Consider the following 19,938-nt stretch of genomic DNA (forward strand, 5'->3'; position numbering starts at 1 on the left):
TGATAGAATCCGCACCCTGTTGGCTCAACGCCCCAAACCCCCTCCTCCACTCCGCCTTACCAGCATCGTAAAAACATGCTGCATCAGAAGGATTGATATGAATATTTTAGTTACCGGTGGCGCAGGCTTCATAGGCTCCGCCGTTGTCCGTCATATTATTTTGGCTACCGAAGACAAGGTGATTAACCTTGATAAGCTTACATATGCCGGCAATTTGGAGTCGCTCAAGAATGTAGAGGACAGCCCTCGCTACACATTTGAGCAAGTTGATATCTGCAATCGTGCTGAATTGGATCGTGTATTTTCGCAATACCAACCCGATGCTGTTATGCATCTCGCTGCAGAAAGCCATGTTGATCGGTCAATTGATGGCCCCGCGGCATTTATTGAAACCAATATCGTCGGTACCTATATCCTGCTGGAAGCCGCACGCCATTATTGGAAAGATCTATCCGAAGAACGCAAAGTAACTTTCCGCTTTCACCACGTCTCTACCGATGAAGTCTACGGTGATCTTGAGGGGCCCGAAGACTTATTCACCGAAACTACACCTTATGCCCCAAGCTCACCTTATTCCGCCAGCAAAGCAAGCTCAGATCATCTGGTACGGGCATGGCGTAGAACTTACGGCTTACCTACATTAATTACCAACTGCTCCAATAATTATGGCCCTTTTCACTTTCCTGAAAAGTTGATTCCATTAGTAATTCTAAATGCACTGGAAGGTAAACCTTTACCGATCTATGGCAGGGGAAATCAAATTCGCGATTGGCTATATGTCGAAGACCACGCTCGGGCATTATATAAAGTTGTCACTGAAGGCAATGCTGGAGAAACATATAATATTGGCGGCCACAATGAGAAACAAAATATTGACGTTGTGAGTAAAATTTGTGAGCTTCTGGACGAGTTAAAACCAGTAGCCTCTACAAATCTAAACATCAAATCTTATAAAGAACTAATAACATTCGTGCAAGATCGCCCAGGTCATGATCTTCGTTATGCTATTGATGCAACCAAAATCAAGCGCGAACTTGGTTGGACCCCGAAAGAAACTTTTGATACAGGGATTCGCAAAACGATTGAATGGTACATGTTAAATAATGATTGGATATCAACTGTAAAAAAAAATACTAAATAAATTAATGAGTAAATTCATAAAATGAAAGTATTAAGTGTTTTTGGAACTAGACCGGAAGCAATAAAAATGGCTCCTTTGGTTAAAGCTCTTGCTGAAGATTCAAGGTTTGAATCAAAGGTTTGCGTTACTGCACAGCATCGAGAGATGCTCGATCAAGTACTGAGTTTGTTTTCAATAGTTCCTGAATATGATCTCAACATAATGAGTCGCAACCAAACATTATCAAGTATCACATCACTGATATTAAACCAAATGGATAATGTATTAACAGACTTTACACCTGATGTCGTAATCGTACATGGAGATACTGCCACAACGTTTGCAGCAAGTCTCGCTGCATTTTATAAACAAATTCCGGTTGCGCATATTGAAGCCGGACTCAGGACGCACAACCTCTATTCTCCTTGGCCTGAAGAGGCCAATAGAAGATTGACCAGTGTCTTGACCCACTGGCACTTTGCACCTACTGACACATCGAAAAAAAATCTGCTGGATGAACACGTCAATTCCGCTCGCATAACAGTTACGGGTAATACGGTCATTGATTCTTTATTTCTTGCAGTAGATATGCTTGAAAGAAAACCGGAACTAAAGGAGGAGTGCAATCAATTTTATCCGTTCCTCCAGCCCGAAAGAAAAATCGTTTTGGTAACAGGCCATAGACGTGAAAGCTTTGGCGATGGGTTTGAACGGATATGCCAGGCACTTGCCATAATCGCAAACAATAATCCTGATGTGGACATCGTATATCCAGTGCACCTGAACCCGATGGTCAGGGAGCCAGTAAATCGCCTCCTCAATAATTTAACCAATGTTCATTTGATTGAGCCCCTGGAATACCTTGCGTTTGTCAATTTGATGAACGCGTCCCACATCATTCTGACTGATTCAGGCGGCATCCAGGAAGAAGCACCTTCACTTGGCAAGCCCGTGCTTGTCATGCGGGAAAACACTGAGCGCCCGGAAGCTGTCACTGCAGGCACCGTTAAATTGGTAGGAACGTCCATTGAAAAAATCACCACATCTGTTCAACTGCTGTTAGACGATGTAAACGAATATGAAAAAATGAGCAAATCTCATAATCCTTATGGTGATGGCACTGCATGCGAAAAAATATTAACTGCACTAATAGGTAACAAATAGAGGTAAGTAACCATGGCGTTTAACACCATTACCGTAATCGGACTTGGATATATAGGCTTACCGACAGCAGCAATTTTTGCCTCCCGGAAAAAAAATGTTATTGGCGTGGATGTCAATCAATCGGCCGTGGATACAATTAACCGCGGAGAAATACACATTGTTGAGCCGGAGCTGGATATTGTCGTCCATGCCGCCGTCACCAGTGGGTACTTAAGGGCTACCACCAAACCTGAGCCGGCAGAAGTATTTTTGATAGCCGTGCCTACCCCCTTCAAAGGCGATAATCACCAGCCGGACCTCTCTTACATCGAAAGTGCCTGTAAAGCTATTGCGCCAGTTATTAAAAAAGGGGATCTGGTGATCCTCGAATCTACATCTCCCGTTGGTACCACGGAAAAGATGTCAGCCTGGCTCTCTGAAATCCGCACTGATCTATCATTTCCACATACTCACGGGGAAAGTTCCGACATTCGCGTTGCCCATTGCCCCGAGCGTGTGCTGCCGGGTCACGTCATGAAGGAACTCATTGAGAATGACCGTGTGATTGGCGGGATTACCTCAAAGTGCTCAGAGGCAGCAGTTAACCTGTACAAAACATTTGTGCAGGGTGAATGCATTGTGACTAATGCACGCACTGCAGAAATGGCTAAGCTGACAGAAAATAGTTTCCGTGATGTTAATATCGCCTTTGCCAACGAACTCTCTATTATCTGCGACAAATTAAATATTAATGTATGGGAACTGATAAGCTTGGCAAACCGCCATCCGCGGGTGAATATCTTGCAACCAGGTCCCGGCGTGGGCGGTCACTGTATTGCTGTAGATCCCTGGTTTATTGTTAGCGAAACGCCGGATGAAGCGAAGCTTATCCAAACCGCCCGTATAGTTAATGACAGCAAACCTGCATGGGTTATCGAGAAGGTTAAAAAAGCCATTCAGGCATTAGCCCCCAAAACTCCCGTCACAATCGCATGCCTTGGCTTAACCTTTAAACCTAATATTGACGATCTGCGCGAAAGCCCTGCCCTTGCGATCACGTCCTGGTTGGCCAATGAAAAAATTGCAAACATTTTTGCAGTAGAACCAAACATTGAAAGGCTTCCGGAAAAATATTCAAACAATATCGAGTTGGTTTCGATAGAAGCAGCGCTGGCTACGGCAGACATTATTTTGTTACTCGTAGATCACAAAGAATTTAAAGCCATTGATAGAAAAATTGTCTCCGAGAAAATCGTCATTGATACCAGAGGAATCTGGCTTAACTAGTGCATCAACCTAAGAAATAATGTTATGAAGAAATACAAAGGCATAATACTCGCAGGCGGGTCCGGATCCAGGTTGCATCCAATTACTATGGGTGTCTCGAAGCAATTGCTGCCTATTTATGACAAGCCTATGATTTATTATCCTCTGTCAGTATTAATGCTGGCGGGAATACAGGAAGTCCTCTTGATTTCCACCCCCGTAGACCTACCTTATTTCAAACGTTTACTCGGCAATGGTTCAGATTTTGGGATATCCATTAGTTATACCGAACAGCCATCACCCGATGGATTGGCGCAAGCATTTATTATCGGCAGGGACTTTGTTGGCAACGACAATGTAAGCCTGGTGCTGGGCGATAACATTTTTTATGGCCAGCATTTTTCCGATAAATTAATTGCCGCGACCAATCGGGAAGCAGGAGCAACTATCTTCGGCTACCACGTTCCGGATCCTGAACGTTTTGGTGTCATCGCTTTTAATGAAAATGGTAAAGCCCTTTGTATCGAAGAAAAGCCTCAAAAACCAAAATCCAATTATGCGGTAACCGGCCTGTACTTCTACGACAATGATGTCCTGGATATTGCACGGGAAATCAAACCATCCGCACGTGGCGAATTGGAAATAACCGATGTAAATGCTGCTTACCTCAGCCGTGGGGACCTTCATGTCAGCCTGCTCGGGCGCGGCTTTGCATGGCTTGACACAGGCACCCATGATTCTTTGCTTGAAGCAGGTCAATTTGTGCAGACCATCGAACACAGGCAGGGCCTGAAAGTGGGATGCCTTGAGGAAATCGCATTTAATCAAGGCTGGATTAATACCGAACAAATGATGGTGCGCGCAAAAGCACTCAGTAAAACGGCATATGGACAGTATCTCGTTAAAATAGCTGAGGGCTATAAATGAAAGTTACCAATACCAAATTACAAGGCTGTGTAATTATCGAGCCAAAAGTATTTCAGGATGAACGCGGATTTTTCCTGGAAACTTTCCAATCTCATCGCTATCAGGAACAGGCCGGGATTAATTTGCCCTTTGTTCAGGATAACTATTCCAGATCTTGCAAAGGTGTTTTGCGTGGTCTGCATTTTCAAAAAAATAAACCACAAGGAAAACTGGTAAGGGTCGTTCGCGGAACAGTCTTTGATGTTGCCGTTGATATTCGCCCTGGCTCCACTACCTACGGCCAATGGGAAGGCATAATTCTTTCTGAAGAAAACAAACTTCAATTTTGGGTCCCGCCCGGTTTCGCGCATGGCTTTGTAGTGCTTTCAGATATTGCAGACTTTGAATATAAGTGCACGGATTACTACGACTCAAGTGATGAAGGCTCATTCATATGGAATGACCCTGATATTAATATCACTTGGCCGGACCTTGACAAGGTACTACTATCCCCAAAAGATGCCAACGCCCCGTTCTTCAAGGATCTGGTAAACAAATGAAGATTTTAATTACTGGCGGAAATGGCCAGCTTGGCCGATGCCTTCAAGATGCATTGCAATATTCAGGTCATGAATTCTTAGCGCCGGCAAAGGGTGAGTTGGATATTTCTGATGAATCATCGGTTGATAATGCCATTCAGAGCTATCGTCCTGATGTAGTTGTCAACACAGCGGCATATACCGCTGTCGACAATGCTGAAAAAGAAAGCGACATCGCTTTTTTAGTGAACGAGACCTCACTAAAACATTTAGCTAATTCTTGCAAAGCGTTGGACATCCCGTTAATACACATATCAACAGATTACGTGTTTGCCGGTACGGCTAGCTCTCCATATAAAAGTGATGATCAAACAGCCCCGTTAAGCGTCTATGGGAAAAGCAAACTTGCTGGAGAGCAAGCGATTAGATCTTTATGGGAAAAGCATATTATTGTGAGGACATCCTGGGTATTTAGCGAATACGGTAATAATTTCGTTAAAACGATTTTACGGCTGACGCAAAGTCGTGACAGTTTAAACATTGTCGCTGACCAATGGGGCTGCCCAACCTACGCTGGTGATCTAGCCATTGCAATTGTGAAGATATGCGATGAATTGCAGCATAAATCCGCATGGGGAATATATCACTACGCGGGAGCAACCAGTACCAACTGGCATGGGTTTGCATCGACCATTACTCAATTTTTACCCAAAAGTATTCCTGTTTTACCAATATCAACCGCAGAATTTCCAACCTTGGCCACGCGCCCTAATTATTCCATTCTGGATTGCAATTCCACAATCAATACCTGGAATGTCAAATTATCTGACTGGCAAGGTGCGCTTGAAAAAGTAATACCTAAATTAACGTCTTGTTAAAAGCACTTATCTGGAAGAATCAATAAAAGCATGTTGATCAGTAAAGATAAACTCAATTTACTATCACTAATAAGCATTCAGGCATCCAATGCGGTTTTGCCATTGATTCTATTTCCTTATTTATTAGTCACTATAGGTACGGAGCTGTTTTCAAAGCTCGTTATTGCAGAAATAATATCTGTAATAATATTGACCATTATCATATATGGTTACGAAATAGATGGGGTCAAACGCATTGCCGCGACTCAGCAGAATCTTCAACAGCTATCCCTTGTTTTCAATGAAATCCTTATTGCGCGTTTTTTATTGTTTTTTCTATCTTTAATTTCGCTTCCATTGCTATTTATCTTTTACGATACCGAGACATTCCTTTTTATATTGTCATGGCTGCTAATCCCATTTAGCTACATATTGCAAAATTCGTATTTTTTTTTGGCAGTGCAAGATAATTTTTTGCCTGCCATATTTAATATAGCAAGCCGTGTTATCGCCCTGCTGGCAACTTTCCTCCTTATTAAAACTTCTGCCGAAGGAATTTATGCACCGTTGGTGATTGGCGTTTCCTATCTTTGCGGAAGTATTGCCACAATCATTTATTTAGCTGGCAAGTACCATATAAAACCAGAGCGAGTAAGTATTTCCAAGTGTTGCGTCTCCCTTGCAGACAACTTTCATATCTTTTTAAGTAACGCGTCGGTTTTACTATACAGGGACTTGAACGTTTTGATATTAAGCTTGACGGTAAGAGATCCATCCATAATTTCAAGCTATTCCATTGCAGAAAAATTTGTAAAAAGCTTGCAAGCAGTATGCAGACCGCTTAGCCAATTTTATTTTTCGAAAGTTGTTTTGCAGCTCAAAGATTATCTGGAGCCCAATAAGAGCGCATTCCTTATAATATTGCGCTCTACTTTTCCTCAGCTAGCCATTTTCGGTCTGCTGTTGATTGCAGTTGCCATAGCAAACCAGATTAACCAAACATATCAAATAATTCCTTTAGAGCAAAGTACGCCATTAGTAGCAATTTTTCTGCTAATGACTACTTCCGTTTTCTTTGGTATTTCGAATTTTATGTTTGGTAGTGTCGGACTTAATATCTTGGGAAAAAGGAAATATTTTACTCTTTGCGTTCTGTTGGTTGGTATAACAAACCTTATCGTTTGCACTATTTTATCTTTTTATCTGGAAGTCTGGGGTGCAGCTATTAGCTTCATATTTGCGGAAGTGTTTCTTTTTATTTTGGTAAGCCGAATCTACTTTAGGAAACAAGTATGAATACAGATTTTGGCTCATTCCAGAAAATTCTTGCAATAGTATTTAGCTTGTTCATTCTCGCAAATGGGTATTTCTTGGCAAAAGTCGCCAGAACCTGGTTGGTGCCTGGCTGCTTAATTTCCATTTTTTGGTTCGGCTACTCCTTTTTCCCATTAGTCGGCCTATATACAGTTCCAATTAATGCTTTTTCGATTGCCTACATTTTTTTGGCAATTTTCTTATTTTCAATTCCCGCCTATTTTATTAATTGGAAAGTTGCACGCGCAAAGAACCAGATAAAAGTGAACATGAACATAAAGCATGAATTTCATACCAATTTCTTGATGAAAACATTTTATTTCATACAAGTCTTAGTCGTGGTTATTATTTTCCTCGACATTATAGCTCAAGGATTCGCCATTCGTGATATCATCTTTAATTTAATGGATGTATCCTCTCAATACATCTCATTAAGATACGCTAATGAAATAAATGCGACCTTATTATCAAGAATGGGAACGGTCTTCAATTATGTTGGGGTTATGCTCGGAGGGCTAATATTTTCTAACGCTATTCGTCATTTAAAAAAATACCTCATATTACTCCTTGCAATTTCTCCATCCATTATCATCATGGTAGTTCAAGGAGCAAAAGGCACTTTATTTTTATGTATCGTGCTCTTCTATTCTACCTTTCTAGTGTATCGAATCTTTGAAGGGAACTTAAAAATCAGTGGCAGAAAAGTAAACAGAAATATCGTACTTGGCTTGATCATATTATTTCCGGCCATAGTGTCCTCTTTTCTTTCCAGAGGACTATATGGCTATGATTCTGCCTATATCATCGAAAAGCTCGTTTCCTATTTTTCCTCTTATGCACTTGCTCATTTATATGCCTTTTCAGATTGGTTTTCATTTTATGTAGGCAGCCCATACACTAACATCTACGTTCCCCAATCCAACTATTACCTTGGATTTTACACATTTATGTCGTTGTTCAAGCTATTTGGTGATAACACGGAGGTTCCAGCTGGCATATATGATGAGTATTTCCAATACGGAGATTTTTTGCAGACAAATATATATACGCTTTTTAGAGGGCTCATACTAGATTTTGGCATCGGTGGAAGCTTAGTGTTCATGTTCGTTTTAGGGATTGTCACAAATTTTTCATTTAGAAATTTATTGCGGCGTGCAAGGCCTTATTTTTCACTTTCCTTTTTTTCCGTCATGATTAGTTTCTACTACACCTCATTCATTATTAGTATTTTCATCTGGAATAGCATTTTTTTTACATTCCTGATTTTCTCAGGGATTTTATATTTAAACAGAAAGGTGTATCTCTTGAAGATGACCAAGCGTGCGGACGCAGATCATGAATGAAATAATCTTTGTCGTAACAAACTTTAATAATTCTCAGTTTACCGAGCAACTAATAGATTCTATTAGAATGTCCGACCTGCATGACAGCCATATCGTTGTAGTTGATAACGCCTCTGAAAGAGCCCACACTGATTATTTGCGAAATATCGAGAAAAAATTTCCGAATGTAACCATTATCTTCAATAAAACTAATATTGGATATTTTCCAGGATTAAATATTGGAATAAAGTGGGCAAAAGAAAATCATCTTTATTATAAGTACATGATTATCGGAAATAATGACTTACTTGTGCCCACAGACTTTAAAAAAAACTTTCTGGAATGCTCTGAGAAACTGAACAAGTATCCAGTATTATCACCCAATATTACAATGCTTGACGGTACACCCCAGAATCCACATGTTATTTCATCAATAAGTCCGATAAGGGAATTTATATATGATCTATACCATTCAAGTTATTTATTCGCAGGTCTCATTGTAAAACTTGCCCAAATAACTCATCGCTTTACTGATCGGGATGATGAAAAACAACATGAAATAGCCCAAGAAATATATCAAGGATATGGTGCATGTTATATCTTGACGCCTAAATTTTTTGAATTGTTTGATGAACTTTGGGCTCCTACATTTTTAATGTATGAAGAATTTTTCTTAGCAAAGCAACTGGAAGACAAAGGCTTTAAAGTGTTTTACGAACCCAGGATTAAAGTCAAGCATTACTGCCATGCGTCAACAGGCCAATTACCTGGCCGGAAACGTTGGGAGTTTTCCAGAATAGCCCATCGCGAATACCGTAAATATGTAAAACTTTGGAACAAAACAGGTTAATTATGCGCGCATTTCAAATTTGTAAACGTTGTGTTATGGACACTACCGACTCCAAGATTGTTTTTGATGAAAACGGAGTATGTGATCATTGTCTATCTTTTGATCGTGATCTATTGCCGAACTGGCATACAGATGAGTTGGGCAAGAATAATCTTGCAAAAATCGTAGAGAAAATCAAACACGATGGAAAAGATCGTGACTTTGACTGCATCATCGGAATGAGTGGTGGCGCAGACAGCTCTTACTTACTTCACGTAATAGTAAAGGAACTAGGCTTACGTCCTCTCGTTTTCCATGTTGATGGTGGCTGGAATTCTCAGATAGCAGTAAATAATATCAACGTAATGATTGAAAAATTAGGGCTGGATCTTTACACCGAGGTCATCAATTGGGAAGAAATGAAGGACTTTCAGCTCTCTTTTTTTAAAGCTGGTGTTCCGCATATTGATATACCTCAGGATCACGCCTTCATAGCCACGCTATATAACTTTGCCGCCAAGTATAAAATCAAATACATTCTAAATGGTGGCAACTTCTCCACGGAGTGTGTGAGAAATCCAATGGATTGGCTCTACTATGGTACCGATATGGCCCAAATAAAGGATATACGCAAAAAGTTTGGTACAATTCCCTTGAAAACTTATCCATTCAGCAGTGTGCTTCGCCATAAGTTTTATCTTCGCTACATTGTCGGAGTTAATGTTGTTAAGCCGCTCAATTATTTTCCTTATATTAAAGAAGAAGCTATGAAGCTTCTTGAAAAGGAATATGGCTGGCAACCTTATCCGCAAAAACATTTTGAATCGAGATTCACACGTTTTTATGAAGGATACTGGCTACCCAAGAAATTTGGCTATGACACACGGAAAGTACAATTTTCCAGCCTAATTCTGACTGGTCAAATGAGCAGAGAAGAGGCACTTAAAAAGTTGAATATCCCGGCAATGAGTGAAGATGATGCACGCCAGGAATTTCTTTATGTCGCGACCAAACTGGGTATAACGCCGGAAGAACTGCAAAAATATTTTGACCAACCAAACAAAACGTATAAGGACTACGACAATAATGAGGCAATGTTTGTTATCGGTGCAAAAGTGATGAAACTACTGGGTATCGAGAGGGCTATTAAACGATGATTGGAATTATCAATTATGGTTTGGGCAATATAAAAGCTTTTTCAAATGTTTATAACCGTTTGAATATTGCCCATTTTTATATTTCCTCGTGCGACGATTTGCATAAGGCAACAAAAATTATTCTCCCTGGTGTGGGAGCGTTTGATCATGCCATGGGAATGCTTAACAAATCGGGTTTGCGTGAGGATCTGGATGAAGCAGTATTGGAAAGGAAAGTGCCCGTGCTTGGTATTTGTGTTGGTATGCAGATGATGGCTAACTCCAGCGAGGAAGGCACCGTGCCCGGACTCAATTGGATTGAAGGCACTGTCAGGAAATTTAGTTTTTCTGATCCCGCCATCAAAACCAGAAATCCATTACCACACATGGGCTGGAACCAGATTATCGTTCAAAAAAATAGTTTCCTGTTTGATGATTTGGATGAGGAGAAACGTTTTTATTTTCTGCACTCCTATTATTTTGACTGCGTCAACAAAGAGCATTCTGCCGCATCAGCACAATATGGCTTCGAATACAGCTGTGTCGTGAATAGAGAAAATATTTACGGCATTCAATGTCATCCGGAAAAAAGTCACCATAACGGTGTAACTTTCCTAAAAAACTTTGCGGCAAATTAATATGCTATATCCCAGAATAATCCCAGTGCTTCTGGTTCAGGATAAAGGCCTAGTCAAGACAGTTAAATTTAAAGATCCCAAATACGTGGGTGACCCATTAAATGCTGTCCGGATATTTAATGAAAAAGAAGCCGACGAACTGATCGTAATCGATATAGATGCTACGGCTAACAATAGAGCCCCTGATTTTCAATTGATTGAAAATCTTGCATCAGAGTGTCGCATGCCTTTGTGTTATGGCGGCGGAATAAAAACTATCGAGCAAGCTAAAAAAATCCTGTCCCTGGGCGTCGAAAAAATCGCACTTAGTTCTTCAGCGATTGAATCACCGCAAATTATTACGGATATTGCAACACAAGTGGGAAAACAAAGCGTGGTCGTGGTACTGGATGTATCGAAAAAACTTTTTAGTAGCAAATATGAATGCTGGACACATAACGGAAAGAAAAATACCAAGATATGCCCCATTGAATTCGCCCAAATAGCAGAAAAACATGGCGCGGGCGAGATAGTTATTAATTCCATCGATAATGATGGTGGTATGAAAGGTTATGACCTGCATTTGGTCAAGGAAATCAAAAGCCGAGTCGGAATGCCTGTAACCGTTCTGGGTGGTGCGGGCTCACATGAAGATATTAAAAACCTGATAGCACAGGAAGGCGTGATCGGCGCAGCCGCAGGCAGCCTGTTTGTATTTAAAGGCAAATATAAAGCAGTGCTGATCAACTACCCGAACAAAAGCGAAAAGCAATCCATCATTTCATCATTGAAGTAACGATTCGATCTTATACGGCAATCCACTATGAAACAGATTCTTCAAAACCTATCCAACGGCACTTCTAATATTGTAGAGGCTCCAACGCCAACTGTTTCAGCGGGCAGTCTTCTTATCGATTCGAAAGTCAGTCTTATTTCGGCTGGCACAGAAAGAATGCTGGTTGATTTTGGTAAGGCGTCACTGATTGACAAGGCGCGCCAGCAACCGGAAAAAGTGAAAATGGTATTGGAGAAAGTCAAAACCGATGGTCTGCTTACCACCATCGACGCGGTTCAATCCAAACTTTCCCAACCAATACCGCTGGGTTATTGCAATGCTGGTGTTATTAAAGAAATTGGCAGCAATGCAGGAAAATTCCAGGTGGGTGATCGTGTAGTTTCCAATGGTGCACACGCGGATGTAGTCAAGGTTAACCAAAACCTTTGCGCTGTTATTCCAGACAATGTCAGTGATGAGGAGGCTTCTTTCACCGTCGTTGGCAGCATCGGATTACAAGGCATTCGTTTAGCCTCACCAACCCTTGGTGAATCTTTCGTGGTAACCGGTGTGGGTCTTATCGGTCTGCTCACTGTGCAACTGTTACGCGCGCAAGGCTGTAGAGTGCTCGCAATTGATTACGACGAATCAAAATTAGAATTGGCTAGGACATTTGGTGCCGAGGTTTGTAATCCAGGTGCTGGCGAAGACCCTGTCGCGGCAGGTTTGAAATTTAGCCGCGGAAATGGTGTAGATGGCGTAATTATTACTGCATCTACCAAATCCAGTGATCCTGTTACGCAAGCGGCGAGGATGAGCCGTAAGCGTGGCCGTATTATTTTGGTTGGTGTAACTGGCCTCGAATTAAATCGCGCAGATTTTTATGAAAAAGAATTGAGCTTCCAGGTTTCTTGTTCCTATGGGCCCGGACGTTACGATCCAATGTATGAAGAGCAAGGGCAGGACTATCCATTTGGTTTTGTCCGTTGGACAGAACAGCGTAACTTTGAAGCCATTTTAGATATGATGGCGAGTGGGCAACTGAACGTAAAACCACTAATTACGCACCGCTTTGATTTTGAACAAGCTACTGATGCCTATCAGCAATTGGGCACAGATAAGTCAAGTTTGGGCATATTATTAATTTACAAAAGCGATTCCAGCACCAGACATAAAAAATCTGTCACCCTGAATTCCAATGTAACTTATAGTGCGCAAAAGCCCGTTATCGGTTTTATTGGTGCGGGCAACTATGCATCAAGAATGTTAATCCCCGCATTCAAATCAGCAGGTGCGCAGCTTCGCACCATTGCTACTGCGAATGGGATCAGCGGAGTTATACACGGAAACGCTTCTGGATTTTCAGAAGCAACAACTGACTCTCTGGCTATGATCAATGATAGCGGTATAAACACTATCGCTATAGTGACACGCCATAACAGCCATGCTTACTTTGTTAATCAAGCATTGGCAGCTGGAAAAAATGTTTTTGTTGAAAAACCTCTAGCGATCAATGCTGCTGAGCTGGAAAATATTGAAGTTGAATATCGCAAGCAACTTGATAATGGCTCATCACTAAAATTAATGGTTGGGTTTAATCGTCGTTTTTCTCCCCATGTTAAAAAGATGAAAGAACTTTTAACTCCGATAAAACAACCCAAAGCTTTTATTTTCACCGTAAACGCGGGCGCTATTCCGGCAAACCATTGGACCCAGGATGCACAAATTGGCGGTGGTCGGATTATTGGTGAGGCTTGTCACTTCATAGACCTGATGAGACATCTGGCAAATTCGGACATTATTTCTGCCCGGGCCCAAAAAATTGGCGATATTAACAATGGCGAAATAACCGAAGATAAAGCATCCATCACCTTACAATTTGCCGATGGTTCGTTTGGTACAATTCACTACTTTGCCAATGGTGCTGCCAGTTTTCCTAAAGAAAGAATCGAAGTATTTGCCGCCGGGAAAATTCTTCAACTCGATAATTTCAGAAAGCTCAAAGGTTTTGGTTGGTCAGATTTTACCAAAATGAATTTGTGGCGTCAGGACAAGGGCCAAAAATCATGTGCGGCAGCATTTATCAAGGCTATTGAATCCGGTGAAGTATCGCCTATTCCCGCCAGCGAATTGTTTGAAGTGGCACGAATCTCCATCGACATTGCCGAACAATTGCGCGCGCAATAATAATGTTATTTATTAAGATCAAAACAGCCCTTGCCCTGGGCCCGGTTAACCTGGGCAGGGTTTTCTTTTATAAATTGGGCGTTCGCTTGGGAATTAATCCGGTACGCAGGATTTCGGCTTCAATTACCGGAGACTCTTTTTTCAATGAGCTTAAGGGCGCTGAAAAAACTACACTTCCGATCAATAGCTTGTGGATGGGAAAACAAACCTACTTTGGTTGGCATGAAGTTATCTCGGACAATCCTCCTGATTGGCATTGCAATGTTTTCTCGGGCGGCAGAATCTCCGATCCACATCGGCCATGGTGGTTAATACCCGACTTCAATGAGGCAGTTGGAGATATCAAGGTAATATGGGAACCATCGCGTTTTGATTGGACGTTAGCATTCTCTCAAAGTGCGCTTGCCGGTAATGCCAATGCAATTAAAACATTAAATCACTGGATTGCCGATTGGGTTAATAACAATTCACCTTATCAAGGCCCTAATTGGAAATGCGGTCAGGAAGCCTCTATCAGAGTCATGCATTTAGCGATAAGTGCGCTGCTTCTCGATCAACATCATCAATCACAACCTTGTTTAATTGATTTAATTAAAGCCCATCTCCAGCGTATATCCCCTACTGTGAGTTATGCCATTGCACAAAATAATAATCACGGTACATCAGAAGCTGCCGCGTTATATATCGGTGGCAGTTGGTTAACGTTAAATGGCGATCCCCATGGAGCAGCATGGTACAACCAAGGAAAAAAATTGCTTGAAAATCGAGCCAGGCATTTAATTGATCCTGACGGTACATTTAGCCAGTACTCAACGAATTATCATCGGCTGATGCTCGACACTTATAGCATGGCTGAAATTTGGCGGCAGAAAACCAATTTACCCGTGTTCAGCCAACACCTTTACCAACAACTTTCTGCAGCAGCGAATTGGTTGTTCCAGATTACGCAGGCAACCACCGGTGATGCCCCCAACCTTGGCGCAAATGACGGTGCACGCCTACTACCACTTACTGATACTGACTATCGGGATTTTCGGCCCTCTGTTCAGCTTGCCATGGCGCTATTTAACAAAACAACCGCTTGGGTTGATGATGGCAACTGGAATTTACCCTTGCAATGGCTTGGTATTCCAATACCGCAAACGGCTGCAATACAAAACAGCTCGCTGTTTGATAAAGGGGGGATTTGTGTGGTGCGCAATACAAAAGCCTTTGCGATGCTTCGCTATCCACGCTTTCGTTTCCGGCCAAGTCAAAATGATGTTTTGCATGTGGATTTGTGGATCGATGGATTTAACCTGTTGAAAGACGGTGGAAGTTATAGCTATAACACCGCTGTAGAAATTCTCAATTATTTCGGTGGAGCCGAAAGCCACAACACCATCCAGTTTGATAATCGCGAGCCAATGCCAAGGCTGAGTCGCTTTCTGTTGGGTAATTGGCTGAAAACCCGCGAAGCCTCACCCATCATAGCCATCACAGGAGAATCGCAGTCATTTAAAGTGAGTTATACAGATTCGGCAGGTGCCCATCATCAGCGAGAAATTGTTTTATTAAATGATCGATTAATTGTGACGGACCATGTTAAAGGTTTTAAAGAAAAAGCTGTTTTGCGTTGGCGATTGGCACCCGATAACTGGGCACTTGAAGGAAATACTTTTACAAACGGACAACATCGCCTGATCGTCACCAGCGATCACCCTCACATTCGTCACTACCTTAATGATGGTGAAGAATCACGTTATTATTTACAAAAAACGCAATTACCTGTTGCAGAGATTACTGTCACAGGCGAATGTCTTATACGTAGCGAATATTGTTTTTGACCATGAAAATATTATATTTCCATCAGCATTTTTCCACGCCCAAAGGCTCTGCCGGCATTAGATCCTACGAAATGGCCCGTCGCCTGGTGCACCACGGACACGAAGTTACTATGGTGTGCGGTAGCTATGGTGGTGGCGAAACCGGCATAACCCAGCCCTTTACTAAAGGCAGACGAGAAGCCATAGTAGATGGTATTAACGTTATTGAATTTGATTTAGCTTATTCAAACAGTGATGGTTTCCTAAAGCGGACCTGGCTATTTATCAGTTTTGCATTGCGGAGTATTGGTATTGTCTTATTTGATAAATACGACATTGTTTTTGCAACGACAACACCACTCACTGCGGGTATTCCCGGTATTTTCGCGCGCTGGATCAAACGTAAACCATTCGTTTTTGAGGTTCGGGACTTGTGGCCAGAACTTCCAAAAGCCATGGGTGTAATTACCAATCCACTCATATTACAGGCAATGTCATTTCTGGAATGGGCCTCTTACCGCTCAGCAAACAGATGTATAGGTTTGTCACCCGGAATTGTCGATGGCATACATAAAAGAGGCATGAGCAGAGAAAAAATTATGCTGGTATCGAATGGATGTGATCTCGATATTTTTGCCAGTTCATTTGAGCAATGGCGACCAGACGGTGTTTCTGCAACAGACTTGATGGCGATATATACTGGTACGCACGGCATCGCTAATGGGCTGGACGCCGTTCTCAATGCCGCCAAAGTCCTTAAAGAACGCAATCGAAACGATATAAAAATAGTGCTAATTGGGCAAGGTGGGATAAAAGCCCGTTTACAGGAACGCGCTGCGCAGGAAAATCTCACCAACGTAATTTTTCACCCACCGGTCAATAAAGCAAAGCTTGCCGGCTTGATGGCCAGCGCAGATTTGGGTTTGCAAACTCTCGCCAACGTACCGGCGTTTTATTTTGGCACGTCGCCCAATAAATTCTTTGATTATCTTTCTGCCGGCTTACCAGTCATTAACAATTACCCGGGCTGGCTGGCCCACATCATTAACGAGAATGGATGTGGTTTTGCAATCCCTCCTGATGATGCACAAATTTTTGCAGATACCTTGGAGCAATGCGCGCAGGATAAAGAGGCCCTTGCCGATATGGGAAAAAATGCCAGAAAACTGGCCGAAACAGAGTTTAATCGCACCAGCCTAGCAGACTCCTGGGTAAATTGGGTAATAGGAGCCGCACATGAGTAAACGATTCTTTGATATAGCTATTTCATTGACTGCAATCTTTTTCCTGTCCGTAATTATTTTACTTTTGATAGTTGCAGTGAGGATAAAGCTTGGCTCACCGGTTTTTTTTCGTCAGAACAGGCCCGGTCTGAATGGGAAAATATTTCAAATGTATAAATTCCGAACCATGACCGATGAAAAAAACCCGGATGGAACCTTGAAGGAAGATTACATCAGGTTAACGAAATTTGGACGGATATTGCGTGCCACCAGCTTGGATGAACTACCTGGATTATGGAATGTGCTCAAGGGAGATATGAGTCTAGTAGGTCCCCGCCCATTGCTGGTGGAATACTTGCCACTCTATTCAAAAGAACAGTCACGCAGACATTTGGTCAAACCTGGCATCACCGGTTGGGCACAAGTAAATGGCCGCAACGCCATTTCTTGGGAAGAGAAATTTGAACTGGATGTTTGGTATGTCGAAAATCAATCTATTGTTTTGGATTTAAAGATAATTTTTCTTACCATAAAAAAGGTCTTCATTCGAGAAGGAATTAATCAAACAGATGAAGCAACAATGTCAAAGTTCACAGGAACATCAAAAAATGAATGGTAATTTATTAATCGGCGTTTACGGTGCGAGCGGTTTTGGTAAAGAAGTAGCACCATTGGTTAGAGAACAATTTTCCCGACAAGGCGCAGATATTGTCTTTATCGATGACCAGCCAGAATCAAACCAATTAAATAATATTCCAGTTATTACGTTTGAAGAATTCCAAAAATATGGACATCAAAGAAAACTATGCACAATTGCAATTGCAAGCATAGAGGCTAGACGGGCATTGAGTGAAAAATTAAAGAACTCGGGAGTAGAAGAACTTTCTGTAAAAGCCTCCAATGTAGTAATTCTGGATGAGGTTCAAATTGAACCAGGAGCCATTCTGTGCCCTTTCGTCACACTTACATCCAATATCCAAATTGGAAAAAATTTTCATGCTAACCTTTATAGTTATGTCGGGCATGATTGTGTCATCGGTGAGCGGGTTACATTTGCTCCCTGTGTTAAATGCAATGGAAATGTTGTCATTGAAGACGATGTATATATAGGTACCGGAGCCATTATTAAACAGGGACGTCCTGGAAAGCCTTTAATAATAGGAAAGGGGGCTATTGTTGGAATGGGTGCGGTAGTAACCAAAAATGTGCCTCCGGGAATTACTGTGATAGGTAATCCCGCAAAACCTCTATCACGTGAGAGCTTAAGATAAAATGTATTTTGAAAAGGCAAATTTAGATTCCCTTGAAATAGGAATGTCTGGTGAATATTCACAAACTATTACAGATGCAGACATCAAAGCTTATGCAGGGATTTCTGGAGACAATAATCCCGTTCATATGGACGAGATGTATGCTCAAAAATCTCGCTTCAAAAAAAGAATAGCCCATGGATTACTTTCATCCGGTTTTTTTTCTGCCATTTTCGGTACTAAAATTCCCGGACCAGGCTGTGTATATGCTTCTCAAAATCTTGAATTCAAACGTCCTGTCTATATTGGCGACACGGTTAAAGCTTATGTAGAAATTATCAAAATTGACTTATCTTCGCGCAAGGTGACCTTCTCCACCAAATGCACAGTAAAGAATAAATGTGTCATAGATGGGGAAGCTGTTTTATATATACCAAAAGAGATAGAGTAATGTTAAACACACCACTTTCACCTTGGCCTTCATTCACTCAAGAAGAGGCAGATGCGGTAGCAAATGTCTTACTTTCCAATAAGGTAAATTATTGGACTGGAACTGAGTGCAGAGAATTTGAAAAGGAATTTTCCATATGGTGCAACACCAAACATGCCATCGCGTTGGCAAATGGCACTCTCGCTTTAGATGTTGCGTTGAAGGTATTAAATATTGGTACGGGTGATGACGTTGTAGTGACATCGAGAACATTCCTCGCATCTGCTTCCTCTATCGTTACAGCAGGGGCTAATCCAATATTTGCTGATGTCGATATCAATAGCCAAAACATCACTGCTGAAAGCGTAGCAGCTGTATTAACAAAAAATACCAAGGCAATTATTGTTGTTCATTTGGCGGGCTTTCCTGCCGAGATGGACGACATTATGTTGTTAGCCAAAGAACATGGATTATATGTAATTGAAGATTGTGCCCAGGCGCATGGCGCGAAATATAAGGGTCGACCTGTAGGCTCCATAGGGCATATAGGAGCTTGGTCTTTCTGCCAGGACAAGATTATGACCACAGGCGGTGAAGGAGGAATGGTTACCACTAACGATAAAAATTTATGGAGCAGCATGTGGTCATATAAAGATCATGGAAAATCATGGAACTCCGTTTATGAAAAACAACATCCGCCCGGTTTCAGATGGGTGCACGATACATTTGGCACTAACTGGCGCATGATGGAAATGCAAGCGGTTATCGGCAGGATTCAATTGAAAAGAATGGCCGAATGGACCACAAAAAGAACGCAGAACGCGCAAAGAATTTGGGATGTATGTGCGCAATTTTCATTCCTACGTGTTCCATCCGTAGCAGATTACATTACCCACGCACATTACAAATGCTATGTTTTTGTCAACTCTAAAGATCTTCCTTCAGGGTATTCAAGAGACCAAATCATCAACGACCTGAATAGCCTCGGAATTCCATGCTATCAAGGTAGTTGCTCTGAAGTTTATTTGGAAAAAGCGTTTGTTGGAACAAATTGGGTTCCAAAACAACGCTTAACAAATGCGAAATTATTGGGTGAAGATAGCTTAATGTTTTTAGTTCATCCGACCTTAAGTGATACGGAAATTAATAAGGTATGCCATGATCTTCAACGTTATTTTGAAAGCATTGGAAATCGCTAACTTAATCGATTCTGCTATTG

General features: G+C 41.6%; 19 protein-coding genes. All 19 read left to right on the plus strand.

The window, feature by feature from the left end; translation table 11 throughout:
- The first annotated feature begins 97 nt into the window (after positions 1 to 97).
- Genes rfbB through AC1RJL_RS14785 form a run of 19 tightly spaced genes read left to right on the plus strand, consistent with a single transcriptional unit; the run spans position 98 to position 19,918 of the window.
- Positions 98 to 1,141, plus strand: a complete 1,044-nt coding sequence (rfbB, locus tag AC1RJL_RS14695) for a dTDP-glucose 4,6-dehydratase (RefSeq protein ID WP_492915309.1) — start codon at positions 98 to 100, stop codon at positions 1,139 to 1,141.
- 21 nt (positions 1,142 to 1,162) lie between these two features.
- A complete protein-coding gene (gene wecB / locus AC1RJL_RS14700) occupies positions 1,163 to 2,284 on the plus strand; it encodes a non-hydrolyzing UDP-N-acetylglucosamine 2-epimerase (protein ID WP_492915311.1) in 1,122 nt (373 codons plus the stop codon).
- A gap of 12 nt (positions 2,285 to 2,296) precedes the next feature.
- Positions 2,297 to 3,550 (plus strand): UDP-N-acetyl-D-mannosamine dehydrogenase, encoded by a 1,254-nt coding sequence (gene wecC, locus AC1RJL_RS14705; RefSeq protein ID WP_492915313.1) that lies wholly within the window; start codon positions 2,297 to 2,299, stop codon positions 3,548 to 3,550.
- 24 nt (positions 3,551 to 3,574) lie between these two features.
- Positions 3,575 to 4,456 (plus strand): glucose-1-phosphate thymidylyltransferase RfbA, encoded by an 882-nt coding sequence (gene rfbA, locus AC1RJL_RS14710; protein WP_492915315.1) that lies wholly within the window; start codon positions 3,575 to 3,577, stop codon positions 4,454 to 4,456.
- Positions 4,453 to 4,995, plus strand: a complete 543-nt coding sequence (gene rfbC, locus AC1RJL_RS14715; RefSeq protein ID WP_492915317.1) for a dTDP-4-dehydrorhamnose 3,5-epimerase — start codon at positions 4,453 to 4,455, stop codon at positions 4,993 to 4,995. Before rfbA ends, rfbC begins: the two co-directional genes overlap by 4 nt.
- A complete protein-coding gene (gene rfbD, locus AC1RJL_RS14720; protein WP_492915319.1) occupies positions 4,992 to 5,852 on the plus strand; it encodes a dTDP-4-dehydrorhamnose reductase in 861 nt (286 codons plus the stop codon). The genes rfbC and rfbD overlap by 4 nt, the downstream gene beginning before the upstream one ends.
- A gap of 30 nt (positions 5,853 to 5,882) precedes the next feature.
- The gene (locus AC1RJL_RS14725) at positions 5,883 to 7,127 is read left to right on the plus strand and encodes an oligosaccharide flippase family protein (RefSeq protein ID WP_492915321.1); all 1,245 of its coding nucleotides are present in this window, start codon (positions 5,883 to 5,885) and stop codon (positions 7,125 to 7,127) included.
- Entirely contained in the window at positions 7,124 to 8,488 is a 1,365-nt protein-coding gene (locus tag AC1RJL_RS14730; protein ID WP_492915323.1) for an O-antigen polymerase, read from the plus strand. Before AC1RJL_RS14725 ends, AC1RJL_RS14730 begins: the two co-directional genes overlap by 4 nt.
- Entirely contained in the window at positions 8,481 to 9,317 is an 837-nt protein-coding gene (locus AC1RJL_RS14735) for a glycosyltransferase (protein WP_492915325.1), read from the plus strand. Before AC1RJL_RS14730 ends, AC1RJL_RS14735 begins: the two co-directional genes overlap by 8 nt.
- A gap of 2 nt (positions 9,318 to 9,319) precedes the next feature.
- Positions 9,320 to 10,453, plus strand: a complete 1,134-nt coding sequence (locus tag AC1RJL_RS14740) for an N-acetyl sugar amidotransferase (protein WP_492915327.1) — start codon at positions 9,320 to 9,322, stop codon at positions 10,451 to 10,453.
- The gene (gene hisH / locus AC1RJL_RS14745; protein ID WP_492915329.1) at positions 10,450 to 11,070 is read left to right on the plus strand and encodes an imidazole glycerol phosphate synthase subunit HisH; all 621 of its coding nucleotides are present in this window, start codon (positions 10,450 to 10,452) and stop codon (positions 11,068 to 11,070) included. Before AC1RJL_RS14740 ends, hisH begins: the two co-directional genes overlap by 4 nt.
- A 1-nt stretch (position 11,071) precedes the next feature.
- A complete protein-coding gene (locus AC1RJL_RS14750; RefSeq protein ID WP_492915330.1) occupies positions 11,072 to 11,845 on the plus strand; it encodes an AglZ/HisF2 family acetamidino modification protein in 774 nt (257 codons plus the stop codon).
- Between the two features lie 27 nt (positions 11,846 to 11,872).
- Complete coding sequence (locus AC1RJL_RS14755; protein WP_492915331.1) at positions 11,873 to 14,011, plus strand: bi-domain-containing oxidoreductase; 2,139 nt, start codon at positions 11,873 to 11,875, stop codon at positions 14,009 to 14,011.
- Positions 14,012 to 14,013: 2 nt separating this feature from the next.
- The gene (locus AC1RJL_RS14760) at positions 14,014 to 15,837 is read left to right on the plus strand and encodes a heparinase II/III family protein (RefSeq protein WP_492915332.1); all 1,824 of its coding nucleotides are present in this window, start codon (positions 14,014 to 14,016) and stop codon (positions 15,835 to 15,837) included.
- Between the two features lie 2 nt (positions 15,838 to 15,839).
- A complete protein-coding gene (locus AC1RJL_RS14765; protein ID WP_492915333.1) occupies positions 15,840 to 17,060 on the plus strand; it encodes a glycosyltransferase family 4 protein in 1,221 nt (406 codons plus the stop codon).
- A complete protein-coding gene (locus AC1RJL_RS14770) occupies positions 17,053 to 17,658 on the plus strand; it encodes a sugar transferase (protein ID WP_492915334.1) in 606 nt (201 codons plus the stop codon). Before AC1RJL_RS14765 ends, AC1RJL_RS14770 begins: the two co-directional genes overlap by 8 nt.
- Positions 17,648 to 18,310 carry an acetyltransferase gene (locus AC1RJL_RS14775; RefSeq protein WP_492915335.1) on the plus strand — a complete coding sequence of 221 codons (663 nt, stop codon included), beginning with the start codon at positions 17,648 to 17,650 and terminating at the stop codon, positions 18,308 to 18,310. Before AC1RJL_RS14770 ends, AC1RJL_RS14775 begins: the two co-directional genes overlap by 11 nt.
- A gap of 1 nt (position 18,311) precedes the next feature.
- A complete protein-coding gene (locus AC1RJL_RS14780; RefSeq protein WP_492915337.1) occupies positions 18,312 to 18,740 on the plus strand; it encodes a MaoC family dehydratase in 429 nt (142 codons plus the stop codon).
- Positions 18,740 to 19,918: a DegT/DnrJ/EryC1/StrS family aminotransferase gene (locus tag AC1RJL_RS14785; RefSeq protein WP_492915339.1), complete on the plus strand. Its 1,179-nt coding sequence runs from the start codon at positions 18,740 to 18,742 to the stop codon at positions 19,916 to 19,918. The genes AC1RJL_RS14780 and AC1RJL_RS14785 overlap by 1 nt, the downstream gene beginning before the upstream one ends.
- Positions 19,919 to 19,938 lie beyond the last annotated feature (20 nt).

It is taken from the genome of Cellvibrio sp. GW822-FHT04B05, from assembly GCF_058800985.1.

Excerpts from the sequence above, each read along its gene's own strand:
- rfbB (WP_492915309.1), top strand. The coding sequence starts at position 98 with ATGAATATTTTAGTTACCGGTGGCGCAGGCTTCATAGGCTCCGCCGTT.
- wecB (WP_492915311.1), top strand. The coding sequence starts at position 1,163 with ATGAAAGTATTAAGTGTTTTTGGAACTAGACCGGAAGCAATAAAAATG.
- wecC (WP_492915313.1), top strand. The coding sequence starts at position 2,297 with ATGGCGTTTAACACCATTACCGTAATCGGACTTGGATATATAGGCTTA.
- rfbA (WP_492915315.1), top strand. The coding sequence starts at position 3,575 with ATGAAGAAATACAAAGGCATAATACTCGCAGGCGGGTCCGGATCCAGG.
- rfbC (WP_492915317.1), top strand. The coding sequence starts at position 4,453 with ATGAAAGTTACCAATACCAAATTACAAGGCTGTGTAATTATCGAGCCA.
- rfbD (WP_492915319.1), top strand. The coding sequence starts at position 4,992 with ATGAAGATTTTAATTACTGGCGGAAATGGCCAGCTTGGCCGATGCCTT.
- AC1RJL_RS14725 (WP_492915321.1), top strand. The coding sequence starts at position 5,883 with ATGTTGATCAGTAAAGATAAACTCAATTTACTATCACTAATAAGCATT.
- AC1RJL_RS14730 (WP_492915323.1), top strand. The coding sequence starts at position 7,124 with ATGAATACAGATTTTGGCTCATTCCAGAAAATTCTTGCAATAGTATTT.
- AC1RJL_RS14735 (WP_492915325.1), top strand. The coding sequence starts at position 8,481 with ATGAATGAAATAATCTTTGTCGTAACAAACTTTAATAATTCTCAGTTT.
- AC1RJL_RS14740 (WP_492915327.1), top strand. The coding sequence starts at position 9,320 with ATGCGCGCATTTCAAATTTGTAAACGTTGTGTTATGGACACTACCGAC.
- hisH (WP_492915329.1), top strand. The coding sequence starts at position 10,450 with ATGATTGGAATTATCAATTATGGTTTGGGCAATATAAAAGCTTTTTCA.
- AC1RJL_RS14750 (WP_492915330.1), top strand. The coding sequence starts at position 11,072 with ATGCTATATCCCAGAATAATCCCAGTGCTTCTGGTTCAGGATAAAGGC.
- AC1RJL_RS14755 (WP_492915331.1), top strand. The coding sequence starts at position 11,873 with ATGAAACAGATTCTTCAAAACCTATCCAACGGCACTTCTAATATTGTA.
- AC1RJL_RS14760 (WP_492915332.1), top strand. The coding sequence starts at position 14,014 with ATGTTATTTATTAAGATCAAAACAGCCCTTGCCCTGGGCCCGGTTAAC.
- AC1RJL_RS14765 (WP_492915333.1), top strand. The coding sequence starts at position 15,840 with ATGAAAATATTATATTTCCATCAGCATTTTTCCACGCCCAAAGGCTCT.
- AC1RJL_RS14770 (WP_492915334.1), top strand. The coding sequence starts at position 17,053 with ATGAGTAAACGATTCTTTGATATAGCTATTTCATTGACTGCAATCTTT.
- AC1RJL_RS14775 (WP_492915335.1), top strand. The coding sequence starts at position 17,648 with ATGAATGGTAATTTATTAATCGGCGTTTACGGTGCGAGCGGTTTTGGT.
- AC1RJL_RS14780 (WP_492915337.1), top strand. The coding sequence starts at position 18,312 with ATGTATTTTGAAAAGGCAAATTTAGATTCCCTTGAAATAGGAATGTCT.
- AC1RJL_RS14785 (WP_492915339.1), top strand. The coding sequence starts at position 18,740 with ATGTTAAACACACCACTTTCACCTTGGCCTTCATTCACTCAAGAAGAG.